Origin of the sequence: Modestobacter marinus (assembly GCF_011758655.1) — a bacterium.
Taxonomy (GTDB): domain Bacteria; phylum Actinomycetota; class Actinomycetes; order Mycobacteriales; family Geodermatophilaceae; genus Modestobacter; species Modestobacter marinus.
In genome coordinates this window covers 613280-625356 of record NZ_JAAMPA010000001.1, presented here as the reverse complement: position 1 = coordinate 625356, position 12077 = coordinate 613280, and the positions used below count along the sequence as shown (strand labels likewise).

The following is a 12077-nucleotide window of genomic DNA, read 5'->3' as shown; positions in this document are numbered from 1 at the left end:
GGTGTCCGCAGCCTCGCGAGCCCCCGGCTCCGCACCCGTCGCCCCCGCCCACCCGCTGGTCCTGAGCACCGACTCGGGGCTGCTCGACGACCTGCTCCGGCTGCTCGCCGCCGCCGGTGCCACCGCGGAGCTGACCACGGGAGGGGGTGCGCTCCGCCGCGCCCACCGGGACGCGCCGCTGGTGCTCCTCGGCGCCGAGGTGCTGGGCAGCGCGCCGGTGCGGGCGCTGCCGCGGCGTCCCGGGGTGCTGGTCGTCGCCACCGGTGCACCCGCCGACGAGGTGTGGCCCGCGGCCGTCGAGCTCGGCGCGGAACGGGTGGTGGTGCTGCCCCGGGACGAGACGTGGCTGGTCGAGCGGGTGGCCGCGGCGGTGCAGGCCCCTGCCCGGCCGGGCTGGCTTGCCGTGGTCGGCGGCGCCTGCGGCGGTGCCGGCGCGAGCACCCTGGCGACGGCGCTCGCGGTGGCCGCGGGCAGCGCGGCCGACGGCGGCGTCCTGCTGGTGGACGGCGACGGCTGGGCCGCCGGCCTGGACCTGCTGCTCGGGGCCGAACACGAGCCCGGGCTGCGCTGGCCGGAACTGGCCGGGGTGAGCGGACGGGTGGCCGGCCCGGCGCTCGCGGCCGCCCTCCCCGAGGTCGCCGGGGTGGCGGTGCTCTCCGCCTCGCGGGAACAGCCGCTGGAGCTGCCGGCCGAGGCCCTGCTCGCCGTCTGCGCGGGTGCCCGGGCCAGCGGGTGCGGCGTCGTGCTCGACCTGCCCGTCCGCAGCCCCGCCGCCGATGCGCTGCTCGCCGAGGCCGACCTCAGCGTCCTGCTCGTCCCGGCCCGGCTGCGCGCCGGAGCCGCCGCCCGCGCCCTGCTGGACGGCGACTCCCGGCCCTGGTCGGCGGCGGTCGTGGTCAGCCGGCCGGTCCCCGGTGGGCTGAGCCGCGCGCAGGTGACCGACGTGGTCGGCCGGCCGGTCTTCGCCGAGCTCGGCGCCGACCGGTCGGCGGCACCCCGCAGCGAACGGGGCGAGCCGCCGTCCGTGGCCGCCCGGTCCCCGCTCGGCGGGCTCAGCCGGCTGCTGCTCGCCGAGCTGGCCGGGCGCACGGCGTGACCGGGGAGTCGGCGCCACCGCTCGTGGAGCGGGTGCGCGCCCGCCTCGCCACCGGCGTGGGCGCCCCCAGCCCGGCGGCCGTGGCGGCCCTGGTCCGGGAGGAGTCCGGCGGACTGCTGGGCGACCGCGGGGTGCTCGACGCCGTCCGGGCAGCCACCGACGAGCTCGCCGGTGCCGGCGTCCTGGAGCCGCTGCTGCGCACGCCCGGCGTCACCGACGTGCTGGTCAACGGCCCGGCAGACGTCTGGATCGACCGCGGCGAGGGCCTGGAGCCGGTCGACGTGCGGTTCCCCGACGAGGCCGCCGTCCGACGGCTCGCGGTACGGCTGGCCGCCGCTGCCGGCCGCCGGCTCGACGACGCGGCGCCGTGGGTCGACGCCGGCCTGTCCGACGGCACCCGGCTGCACGCCGTCCTGCCGCCGGTGTCGGGGGCGGGCACCTGCCTGTCCCTGCGGGTGCTGCGCCGGGCGGCGCTCTCCCTCGCCGACCTCTCCGCCCGCGGGGCGCTGCCCGGCGCCAGCGCCGAGCTGCTCGCGGCCGCCGTCCGGGCACGGCTGGCGTTCCTGGTCACCGGCGGCACGGGCACCGGGAAGACGACGGTGCTCTCCGCGCTGCTCGGGCTGGTCGATCCCGGGGAACGGCTGGTGCTCTGCGAGGACGCGCCGGAGCTCACCCCGCACCACCCGCACGTCGTCCGGCTGCTCACCCGGCCGGCCAACGTCGAGGCGGCCGGTGCGGTGACGCTGCGGGACCTGGTGCGGCAGGCCCTGCGGATGCGCCCGGACCGGCTGGTCGTCGGCGAGGTCCGCGGCGCCGAGGTGGTCGACCTGCTCGCCGCGTTGAACACCGGGCACGACGGCGGCTGCGGCACGGTGCACGTCAACCGGGCCGCGGACCTCCCGGCCCGGCTCGAGGCACTCGGCGGTGCGGCCGGCCTGGGCCGGGCTGCGGTGCACAGCCAGGCGGCGGCCGCGCTCACCCTCGTCGTGCACCTGCGACGGAGCCCGGCCGGGCGGGGCGTGGCCGAGCTGGGGGTGGTCCGGCGGCAGGGAGAGCTGATCGAGGTGGCCGCCGGGTGGCGGGCCGACGGCGGCCCCACCCCGGCACGCGGCGAGCTCGCCGACGTGCTCGGCGTCCGGGTGCCCGGATGAGCCCGGCCCTGCTGGTGCTCGCGGTCGCGCTGTTGGTCTGGCCCTCGGCCGCCACCGCCCGGTCGCGGCGGCTCGCCGACCCGGGGTGGAGCGGGACGCGTCCGGACCTGCGCGCCCTGGCCGGCGGCTCCGGGGCGCCGTACGCAGGCGCGCTGCTGGGCGGGGCAGCCGGGGCGTTGCTGTCCACCCCGGTGGTCGCCGGGCTCGGGGCCTTCTGCGGTGCCGTCGCCGGCCGGGCCCTCCAGGCGCGGGGGCGGGCAGCCGCCGCGGACCGGCGCACCCGGGCCCTGGTCGAGGCGCTGGGGGTGCTCGCCGCGGAGGTCCGGGCCGGGCGGCCGCTCCCGGAGGCGGCCGCGACCGCGGTCGACGGCTGCCCCGACGCCGGCACCGCGCGGGCGCTGGACCCGGTGCTGCGGCTGGGGGACCCGCCGCCCGGGCCGGCGGTGGACGAGTCGGTCCGCGCGCTGGTGAGGATCGCGGCCGCCGTGCGGTTGAGCACCCGGACCGGCTGCTCCCTGGCCGGGGTGGTCACCGCCGTCGAGGACGACCTGCGGGCCCGGCTGCGGGCCGGGGAGGACCTGCGCTCGGCGGTCGCCGGGCCGCGGGCCAGCGCCACCGTGCTCGCCGGGCTCCCGCTGCTCGGCCTGCTGATGGGCAGCGGGGTGGGCGCGGACCCGTGGCGGATGCTCACCACCACCGGTGCCGGGACGGTGCTGCTCGTGCTCGGCGTGGCACTGGAACTGGCCGGGCTGACCTGGTCGGCGCGACTGGTCCGGCGGGCGGTGACGCGGTGAACGGTGCCCGGCCCGTCCTGCGCCGACGGGCGGTGGCGCGGTGAACGGAGCCATGCCGGTCCTGGTCCTGGCCGGCGCCGTGCTGCTGTGGGTGCCGCCCGGAGCCGGTCGCCGGGACCGGGTGCGCTCGCTGCTCGCCGTCCCGCGGGAGAGGCGGCGTCCGTGGCGGTCGGCGAGCGGACCACCCGGCGCCGCACGCCGCCGGGTGGAGGCCGGGCTGGGTGGGCTGGCCGTCTTCCTGGTGCTCGGTGCCGGGCTCCCGGCGGCTCTGGTCGGCGTGGGCCTGGCCGTGGGGCTGGACCGGCTGCTCCGGCGGTCCGGCGCGCCACCGGTCGACGCCGATGCCCTCACCCGGGACCTGCCGGTGGCCTGCGACCTGCTCGCCGTCTGCCTCGCGGCCGGGACCCCGGTGGGGGCCGCCGTCGCGGCCGTCGGAGAGGCCGTGCCCGGCCCGCTCGGCGACCGGCTGGTCGAGGTGGGGGCGCTGTACCGGCTGGGCGCCGCCCCGCGCCGGGCCTGGACCGGTGCGGCCCCGCCGGTCGACGCGCTGGCGCGAACCATCGTGCGGGCCGGGGAGTCCGGGTCGGCGGTCGTGCCGGCCCTGCAGCGGCTGGCCGCCGACCTGCGCAGCGCCGGGCGCAGCCGGACCGAGGCCGCGGTGCAGCGGGCGGGGGTGTGGGTGCTGGCGCCGCTGGGGCTGTGTTTCCTGCCCGCCTTCCTGTGCCTGGGCGTCGTCCCGATGGTGCTGGGCATCGGTGGCGACGTCCTCGGCTGAGTCCCGGTCACGGCCGTCATGCCGGCCGGCGTCCACAACCGCGGGCGTCCTCCACAACCCGGCCGCAGCGCCCCCGGGATGTCCTCGCCAGCGCCAGGCTCGGGTCGACGGACCGGCAGGCGGTCCGGCGGAGGAGGACACGTGGAGACCCAGCCGGAGAACGAGGAACGGCCTACCGGACGGCGGCGCTCGGCGCTGGCCCAGCGCTGGTCGGACGCCCGGGTGGCCGGCGAGGAGGGGATGAGCACCGCCGAGTACGCCGTCGGCACGGTCGCCGCCTGCGCCTTCGCCGCCGTGCTCTACCAGGTGGTCACCGGCGGATCGGTGGTCGCGGCGCTGGGTGAGCTCGTCCAGACCGCGCTCGCCACGCTCGCCTGAGTCGACGTGTCGACACCCCACCGCAGCGGTCGGGCCGGCGGCTCCCGGGAGGCCGGGATGGTGACCGCGGAGACCGCCGTGGTGCTGCCCGTGCTCTTGGCCGTGCTGGCCGGTGCGGTGGCGGCGGTCGTCGTGGTCGGTGCCCAGCTGCGCTGCGTGGACGCCGCCCGGGAGGGGGCCCGGGCGGCAGCCCGCGGGGAGCCGGCGGCCGTGGTGCGCGAGCTGGTGGCGCGGGCCGCCCCCGACGGTGCGACCACCGGTCTGGACGCGGGGGAGACGGTGCGGGTCACCGTCACGGCGACCGTCGAGCCGCTGGGGCCGCTGCCCTGGCGGATCGAGGTCTCGGCGACGGCCACCGGCGTCCGCGAACCGGCAGCCGGCTACACGCCGTGACCGGTCCCGAGCCGGCCCGGGACGGGGAGCGTGGTTCGGCCACCGTGTGGATGGTCGCGCTGGCCGGGCTGCTCGCCTTGGTCGGCGTCGCCACGGTGCTCGTCGGCGCCGCGGTCGTCGCCCGCCACCGCGCCACCTCGGCCGCCGACCTCGCAGCCCTGGCCGCGGCCGGCCGGGCCGTGCTCGGCGACCCCGCCGCCTGCACGGTCGCCGGGCAGGTCGCCGCGGCGAACGAGGCCGTCGTCGACTCCTGCACCGTCACCCCCGGCGCGGTCGTCGAGGTGCGCGTGCACGTCCCCGTCCGGCTCGGGCCACTGGGCGTCGTCGACGCCCCGGCGCGGGCGCGGGCCGGCCCGGCAGCGCCGGGGACCGGGTCAGAAGACGAGGTCGTCGGGGTCGGGGCCGGCCGCGCCGGTGTCGGCGGGTCCGGCCTCGGCCGGGGCGCTGGTGCCGAACAGGCCCGACGCCGGCGTCGAGCGGCGGGTCACCTCCGCCTCCTCTGCCGAGAGCTCCGGGGCGCCGGCCAGCTCGTCGAGCACGACGTCGAGCACCCGCACCGCGCCGGCCTTGTCCAGCGGGTCGTTGCCGTTGCCGCACTTGGGCGACTGCACGCACGACGGGCAGCCGGACTCGCACTCGCAGCTGGCCACCGTGGCCCGGGTCGCCTGCAGCCAGTCCCGCAGCACCGCGTACCCGCGCTCGGCGAAACCTGCGCCGCCAGGGTTGCCGTCGTAGACCACGATCGTCGCCGCGCCGGTGTCCGGGTGCAGGGCGGTGGAGATCCCGCCGAGGTCCCAGCGGTCGCAGGTGGCCAGCAGCGGCAGCAGCCCGATCGAGGCGTGCTCCGCCGCGTGCAGCGAGCCGGGCAGGGCGGCGTCGTCGACGTCGGCGCGGGCGATCGCGCGTTCCTCCAGGGTCAGCCACACCGCCCGGGTCCGCAGCTGGCGGGGTGGCAGGTCCAGCGGGAACTCGGCGAGCACCTCGCCGGTGCCCAGCCGCCGGCGCTGGTAGGCGACGACCTGGTTGGTGACGTCCACGACGCCGGTGTGTGCGGTGACGGTGCCCAGCCGGCGGGTGCGGTCGGTGGCGACGATCGACAGGTCCACGGTGTCGCGGGCCACCGTGGTCCACTCCGGGCTCTCCGGGTGCACCACGGCGCAGGCGTCCTCCACGTCGAGCTCGTCGACGACGTAGGTCGCGCCGCGGTGCACGTAGAGCGCGCCGGTGTGCACGGTGGCGTGCGAGGCGTCGCCGTCGACCGTGCCCAGCAGCCGGCCGGTCGCGCCCTCGATGATCGACACCGGTGCGGCACCACTGCCGCGGATGTCCACGTCCGGCCGGCCCCGGCCGGCCCAGTACCAACCGGTCGGGCGGGTGCGCAGCAGCCCCTCGGCGACCAGCTCGGCCACCTGCGCCTCGGCCACCTCGCCACCGAAGTCGGCCAGGTCGGCACGGGTCAGGGGGAGCTCCGCGGCGGCACAGCACAGTTGCGGGCCCAGCACGTAGGGGTTGGCCGGGTCGGTGACGGTCGCCTCGACGGGCCGGCCGAAGACCGCCCGCGGGTGGTGGGCGAGGTAGTGGTCCAGCGGGTCGTCCCGGGCGACGAACACGACGAGCGACTCCCGCTGGGCCCGCCCGGCCCGGCCGGCCTGCTGCCACATCGAGGCCAGGGTGCCCGGGTAGCCGGCGAGCACGACGGCGTCCAGGCCGGCGATGTCGATCCCGAGCTCCAGGGCGTTCGTGGTGGCCACCCCCAGCAGCACCCCGGTCGACAGCGCCCGCTCCAGCTCCCGCCGCTCCTCGGGCAGGTAACCGCCGCGGTAGGAGTCGACCCGGGAGACCAGGTCCGACCGGCCGCGGGAGCGCAGGATCGCCCGGGCCTGCTCGGCGACGGACTCCGCGCCACGGCGGGAGCGCACGAACGCCAGCGTGCGGGCGCCCTGCTCGACCAGGTCGGCCAGCAGCCCGGCGGCGTCGGCGGCCGCCGACCGGCGCAGGGGAGCGCCGTGCTCGCCGGTCCGCTCGGTCAGCGGCGGCTCCCACAGCGCGAAGGTCGCCCCCGGCCGCGGCGAGCCGTCCTCGGTCACCGCCGTCACCGGGGCGCCGACCAGCCGGCCGGCGGCCAGGGCGGGGTCGGCCACCGTCGCCGACGCCAGGACGAACACCGGGTCGGCGCCGTAGCGGCGGCAGATCCGCCGCAGCCGGCGCAGCACGTGACCGACGTGCGACCCGAACACCCCCCGGTAGGCGTGGCACTCGTCCACCACCACGTAGGCGACCCGGCGCAGCGTGCTCGACCACTTCTGGTGGGCCGGGAGCACCCCCCGGTGCAGCATGTCGGGGTTGGTCACGATCCAGCGCGAGTGCCGGCGCACCCACTCCCGCTCCTCCATCGGGGTGTCGCCGTCGTAGGCCGCCGGGCGCACCGAGGAGTCGGCCAGCTCGGCGACGGAGGCGAGCTGGTCCCGGGCCAGGGCCTTGGTGGGGGCGAGGTAGAGCACGCAGGCGCGCGGGTCGTCGGCGAGCGCGGTCAGCGCGGGCAGCTGGTAGGCCAGGGACTTGCCCGACGCCGTGCCGGTGGCGACGACGACGTTGCTGCCGGCCCGGGCCAGCTCGGCCGCCTCGACCTGGTGGCTGAAGGGCGCCCGCACGCCCCGCTCAGCCAGCCGGTCGCGCAGCGGCGTCCCGACCCAGTCCGGCCACTCCGCCAGCCGGCTGGGCCGGGCCGGCAGCCGGTGCACGTGGGTCACGGGGTCGTCGTCGGCGTCGGTGCCGGACAGCAGGGCCTCGAGCAGGTCGGTGCCCGGCAGCACGCCACCGGCCGGGTCGGGCACCGGCTGCGGGGTCTCCGCGGGTGGCCGCACGGAGCGCAGGGACGTCACCACCCCACTGTCACACCGGCGCGCAACCCGGTGCCCGGGCACCTGGACCAGATCACGTTGAGTGTGAACGGGATCACAACTGGGTCTGGCGGCAGGCATCCCTCCTGCGGCACAGTGCGTCCCACGCCGGGCCCTCCCCGCGCGAGAGCCCGGGGGCGACTGGCCGGTGCGCGCCCCACCTCGCCTCGGAGGAACACATGCCCGACGCCGACCTGTCCGGAGGAGACCTCGCCCTGGTGGCGATCGCGCTCCTCATCTCCCTCGCCGCCCTCGGCTTCGCCGCCTGGCTGGTCCGCGCCGTCCTGGCCGCAGACCAGGGCACGGTGTCGATGCAGGAGATCGCGAAGGCGATCCAGGAGGGCGCCGGGGCCTATCTGAGACGCCAGTTCCGCACCCTCGCCGTCTTCGCCGTGATCGTCTTCGGGCTGCTGCTCCTGCTCCCGGTGGCCGACGGCGGTCTGGGCACCCGGTTGGGCCGTGCCGCCTTCTTCCTGGTCGGGGCCGCGTTCTCCGCCGCGGTCGGCTTCATCGGGATGACCCTGGCCACCCGCGGCAACGTCCGGGTGGCGGCCGCCGCGGCCGCCGGCGGGCACCGGCCGGCCTTCCGCATCGCGTTCCGCACCGGCGGTGTCTGCGGGATGATCACCGTGGGCCTGGGGCTGTTCGGCGCGTCCCTGGCGCTGCTGCTCTTCCAGGAGACCGCGCCGATCGTGCTGGAGGGCTTCGGCTTCGGCGGGGCGCTGCTGGCGATGTTCATGCGCGTCGGTGGTGGCATCTTCACCAAGGCCGCCGACGTCGGCGCGGACCTGGTCGGCAAGGTCGAGGCCGGCATCCCGGAGGACGACCCGCGCAACGCCGCGACGATCGCGGACAACGTCGGGGACAACGTCGGCGACTGCGCGGGGATGGCCGCCGACCTCTTCGAGTCCTACGCGGTGACCCTGGTGGCGGCGCTGATCCTCGGCCAGGTCTTCTTCGGGCCCGTGGGCATGGTGTTCCCGCTGGTGGTCGCCGCGATCGGGGTGATCGCCTCCGTCGTCGGCATCCTGGCCAGCAACCCCGGCAGCGACGACCGCAACTGGATGTCCCCGATCAACCGCGGCTTCTTCGTCTCCGCCGCCGTCTCGCTGGTGCTGGTCGCGGCGGCGTCCTTCACGATCCTGCCGACGATCTCCGACGGCCTGGACATCGAGGTCAGCCCGCAGGTGCTCGGCTTCCTGTCCGTCCTGGTCGGCATCGTGCTGGCGGCGGCGATCCAGCAGCTCACCGGCTACTTCACCGAGACCTCCCGCCGGCCGGTCCGCGACGTCGGCCGCAGCTCCCTCACCGGCCCCGCCACGGTGATCCTCTCCGGCATCTCGCTGGGCCTGGAGTCGGCCGTCTACGCCGCACTGCTCATCGGCACCGCGGTCTACGGCGCGTTCCTCATCGGCGGTGCGGCGGCGCTGTACGCGGTCGCGCTCGCCGGCTGCGGGCTGCTCACCACCGCCGGGGTGATCGTCTCGATGGACACCTTCGGGCCGGTGAGCGACAACGCGCAGGGCATCGCGGAGATGTCCGGTGACATCGACGAGGAGGGCGCCCAGGTGCTCACCGACCTGGACGCGGTCGGCAACACCACCAAGGCGATCACCAAGGGCATCGCGATCGCCACCGCCGTGCTGGCGGCCACGGCGTTGTTCGGCTCCTACAACGCCAGCCTCGTCGACGCGCTGGACGACGCCGGCGGGCTCGACCTCGGCGACGCCCTCAGCCTGGTCTCGCCGAACAACGTGGTCGGCGCCGTGGTCGGTGCGGCGGTGGTGTTCCTCTTCTCCGGGCTGGCGATCAGCGCGGTCTCCCGTGCCGCCGGCCGGGTGGTGTTCGAGGTGCGTGAGCAGTTCCGCACCCACCCCGGGATCATGGACTTCAGCGAGCGCCCCGACTACAGCCGGGTGGTCGACATCTGCACCCGGGACTCGCTGCGGGAACTGGCCACCCCAGGCCTGCTGGCCGTGCTGGCGCCGGTGGCGGTCGGCTTCGGTCTCGGCTTCGGCCCGCTGGCGGCCTACCTGGTCGGCGCCATCGCGACCGGCACGCTGATGGCGGTGTTCCTGTCCAACTCCGGTGGCGCCTGGGACAACGCCAAGAAGATGGTCGAGGACGGCGCGCACGGCGGGAAGGGCAGCCCGGCCCACGAGGCGACCATCATCGGCGACACCGTCGGCGACCCGTTCAAGGACACCGCCGGCCCGGCCATCAACCCGCTGATCAAGGTGATGAACCTGGTCGCGCTGCTGATCGCCCCGGCCGTCGTCGGGCTGTCCGTCGGCGAGGACGCCAACACGCCGGTGCGGGTGGCCATCGCGGTGGCCGCGACCCTGGTGATCGTGGTCGCGGTGGTGGTGAGCAAGCGCCGCTCGATCGTGGTCGGCGGGGAGAGCGACGCCACCACCGGGGCGCTGACCACGAGCGCCCCCTGACCGTCCAGCCCGGCCGTGGTGTCCGGTCGTGGGACACCACGGCCGGTCCGGACGACGGGCCCGGTCCGGACGACGGGCCCGGCCCGGACGACGCGGCCCGTGTGGACGTCGGGGCCCGGTGTGTGGACGACGGAGCCGGGTGTGGACGACGGCGCCCGGACCGGCCGCCGGCCTTCCTACCGTCCGCGGCATCGGTCCCTCCCCGGGGCCGCCGTCGCGCCGGGAGGCCTCCGTGTCCCACCTGATCTCCGTCCAACTCGACGCGCTGGGCAGGTTGTCGGCCGAGCTGACCGTGCTGGGTGCCGAGCTGGGGGAGGAGGGCCGGCTGACCGCATCGACCGGCCGCTCGCTGGGCACCGCCCTGGCCGGGCCGGTGGGTGACGACGCCGCCGGGGTCGGCGCCGGCTGGGCCGAGGTGATCGAGGCGCTGGCCGCCCGCACCCTGGCGGTCGCGGCGACCCTGGACGCGGCGCTGGCGGCCTACCGCCGCATGGACGCCGGCCTCGCCGGGCAGCTCGGGCCGGGTCGGGTCGGTGCCGTGCCGGTGCCGCGATGACCGGCGCGACGCTCACCGAGCTGGCCGGCTGGGACGTCGCGCAGCTGCGGGGGTCCGTCGGCGCGCTGGGGACGGTGGTCGACCGGCTGCCGCCCTGGCGGTACCGGCTCGACGCGCTGGGCCGGGAGCTCGGCACCGCGGAGTGCTGGTCGGGCCCGGCCGGGACGGCGGCTGCTGCCGCACTGGTCGAGCTCTCCACGGTGGCCGCCGGCCTCACCGCGGCCCTGGACCGCTCCGCCGCCGACCTGGCCGGCCTGGTCGCCGCGGCGGGCGAGGCGCAGGAGCGGGCCGCGACCGCTCTCGCGGTGGCGCGCGCCGCGGGCCTGCGGCTGGACGCGACGGGGACGGCGGTCGGGGTGCCCGCGGCGCCGCTGCCGGTGATGGCCCCCGACCAGGTCGCCGACGTCACCGTCGCCCGCGCTGCCGCCGCGGTGGCCGAGGCGACCGCTGCCCAGGCGCTGGCCGCCGGTGCGCAGGCCGCCGCGCGCACGGCCGCCGCAGCGGAACCGCTGGCCGGGCTGGGCGTGCCGGCCGGCGGCCCGGTGGACCTCGGCGACCTGGCACCCCGCCTGCCGGCGCCGGTGCCGGCCCTGCCCTCGGGCGGCGCACCGCAGAGGGCCGCCGACTGGTGGGCCGGGCTGACGGCCGTGCAGCAGCTGGAGGCGATCGACGCCTGGCCGGGGGCGGTCGGTGCGCTGGACGGGCTGCCGGCGTGGGCCCGCGACCGGGCGAACCGGGCCAACCTGGCCGCCGCGCTGCAGCACCTCCCGCCGGGGTCGGTCGGCCACGACACCGCCCGCGCCGTGCAGCGCACCCTGACCGAGCTGGTGGACACCGGCTCCCTGGCACAGCTCCTGCAGTTCGACCCGGCGGCCGGCCTGGTGGCCGTGTCCGTCGGTGACCTGGACACCGCCGCCGCCGTGGGCGTCCTGGTCCCGGGGGTCGAGACCACGGTCGTCGACGACCTGGCCGCGGTGGCCGGCGACGCCCGGGACGTCGCAGCGGCCGCTGCGGTGGCGAGCCCGGGCCTGGCCGTGGCCACGGTCGCCTGGCTGGGCTACCGGACACCCCGGTGGTTCAGCTCCGTCGTCGAGCAGGCCTCCCACCGTGGGGGTCGTGACCTGGACCGCGCGCTGGACGGGTTGGCCGCCAGCCGTGGCGCCCCGGCCGCGGGGCCGGCGCCGCGGACGACCGTGCTGGCGCACAGCTACGGGACCGTCGTCACCGGCGAGGCCGCGCGGGCACCGGGCCGGCTGGCCGCGGACGCCGTCGTCCTGCTCGGCAGCCCCGGCACGGGGACCGGCGGAGCCGAGGGGCTGGAGGCGGCGGAGGTCTACGGGGCCTGGTCGCCGACCGACCCGATCGCATGGTCCGGCTGGTACGGGGCCGGCCCGTTCGACAGCGGGTTCGGCGACGTCCGGCTCCCGACCGAGCCGACCCAGGGACACACCCAGTACTACGACCGCGACCGCCCGACCCTGGCCGCCGTCGGTGCGGTCGTCGCCGGCCCGTGGACGCCACGATGACCTGCGGATCGACGCCGGGAACAGTCAGCGACGTCATCCGTTGGAGGTGGACCAGCCGGGGCGT

Annotated in this window: 10 protein-coding genes and 1 pseudogene; 10 read left to right on the top strand and 1 reads right to left on the bottom strand. The window is 77.7% G+C overall.

Translation table 11 applies throughout. The annotated features are described in order from the left end of the window. Position 1: 1 nt before the first annotated feature. The 7 genes and pseudogenes from ssd to FB380_RS26185 all read left to right on the top strand — a co-directional run. On the top strand, positions 2-1096 hold the full coding sequence (gene ssd / locus FB380_RS02960) for a septum site-determining protein Ssd (RefSeq protein WP_166753775.1): 1095 nt from the start codon (positions 2-4) through the stop codon (positions 1094-1096). Then, entirely contained in the window at positions 1093-2247 is a 1155-nt protein-coding gene (locus tag FB380_RS02955) for a TadA family conjugal transfer-associated ATPase (protein WP_166753774.1), read from the top strand. The genes ssd and FB380_RS02955 overlap by 4 nt, the downstream gene beginning before the upstream one ends. Then, complete coding sequence (locus tag FB380_RS02950; RefSeq protein WP_166753773.1) at positions 2244-3041, top strand: type II secretion system F family protein; 798 nt, start codon at positions 2244-2246, stop codon at positions 3039-3041. Before FB380_RS02955 ends, FB380_RS02950 begins: the two co-directional genes overlap by 4 nt. 40 nt (positions 3042-3081) lie before the next feature. Continuing rightward, positions 3082-3816: a type II secretion system F family protein gene (locus FB380_RS02945; protein ID WP_249523369.1), complete on the top strand. Its 735-nt coding sequence runs from the start codon at positions 3082-3084 to the stop codon at positions 3814-3816. Between the two features lie 141 nt (positions 3817-3957). Further along, on the top strand, positions 3958-4194 hold the full coding sequence (locus FB380_RS24400) for a DUF4244 domain-containing protein (protein ID WP_229681945.1): 237 nt from the start codon (positions 3958-3960) through the stop codon (positions 4192-4194). Positions 4195-4200: 6 nt separating this feature from the next. Further along, positions 4201-4587: a TadE family type IV pilus minor pilin gene (locus FB380_RS25235; protein WP_268237720.1), complete on the top strand. Its 387-nt coding sequence runs from the start codon at positions 4201-4203 to the stop codon at positions 4585-4587. Beyond that, positions 4584-4931: pseudogene (locus FB380_RS26185) on the top strand (Rv3654c family TadE-like protein); the annotation flags it as partial. The gene FB380_RS25235 and the pseudogene FB380_RS26185, both read left to right, overlap by 4 nt. A gap of 30 nt (positions 4932-4961) precedes the next feature. Here the strand turns inward: FB380_RS26185 and FB380_RS02925 are convergent. Next, positions 4962-7469 (bottom strand): DEAD/DEAH box helicase, encoded by a 2508-nt coding sequence (locus tag FB380_RS02925; RefSeq protein ID WP_229681944.1) that lies wholly within the window; start codon positions 7467-7469, stop codon positions 4962-4964. 197 nt (positions 7470-7666) lie between these two features. Here FB380_RS02925 and FB380_RS02920 point away from each other — a divergent pair, with 197 nt between their 5' ends. From FB380_RS02920 to FB380_RS02910, 3 genes are all read left to right on the top strand, one after another. Continuing rightward, positions 7667-9931, top strand: a complete 2265-nt coding sequence (locus FB380_RS02920) for a sodium-translocating pyrophosphatase (protein ID WP_166753770.1) — start codon at positions 7667-7669, stop codon at positions 9929-9931. Positions 9932-10163: 232 nt separating this feature from the next. Then, complete coding sequence (locus FB380_RS02915; RefSeq protein ID WP_166753769.1) at positions 10164-10487, top strand: hypothetical protein; 324 nt, start codon at positions 10164-10166, stop codon at positions 10485-10487. After that, positions 10484-12013, top strand: coding sequence for an alpha/beta hydrolase (locus tag FB380_RS02910; protein WP_166753768.1), 1530 nt, complete (start codon positions 10484-10486; stop codon positions 12011-12013). The genes FB380_RS02915 and FB380_RS02910 overlap by 4 nt, the downstream gene beginning before the upstream one ends. Positions 12014-12077 lie beyond the last annotated feature (64 nt).

Bases quoted from the DNA above. Each gene is read 5' to 3' on its own strand.
- FB380_RS02950 (WP_166753773.1), top strand. From the start codon at position 2,244: ATGAGCCCGGCCCTGCTGGTGCTCGCGGTCGCGCTGTTGGTCTGGCCC.
- FB380_RS02920 (WP_166753770.1), top strand. From the start codon at position 7,667: ATGCCCGACGCCGACCTGTCCGGAGGAGACCTCGCCCTGGTGGCGATC.
- FB380_RS02910 (WP_166753768.1), top strand. From the start codon at position 10,484: ATGACCGGCGCGACGCTCACCGAGCTGGCCGGCTGGGACGTCGCGCAG.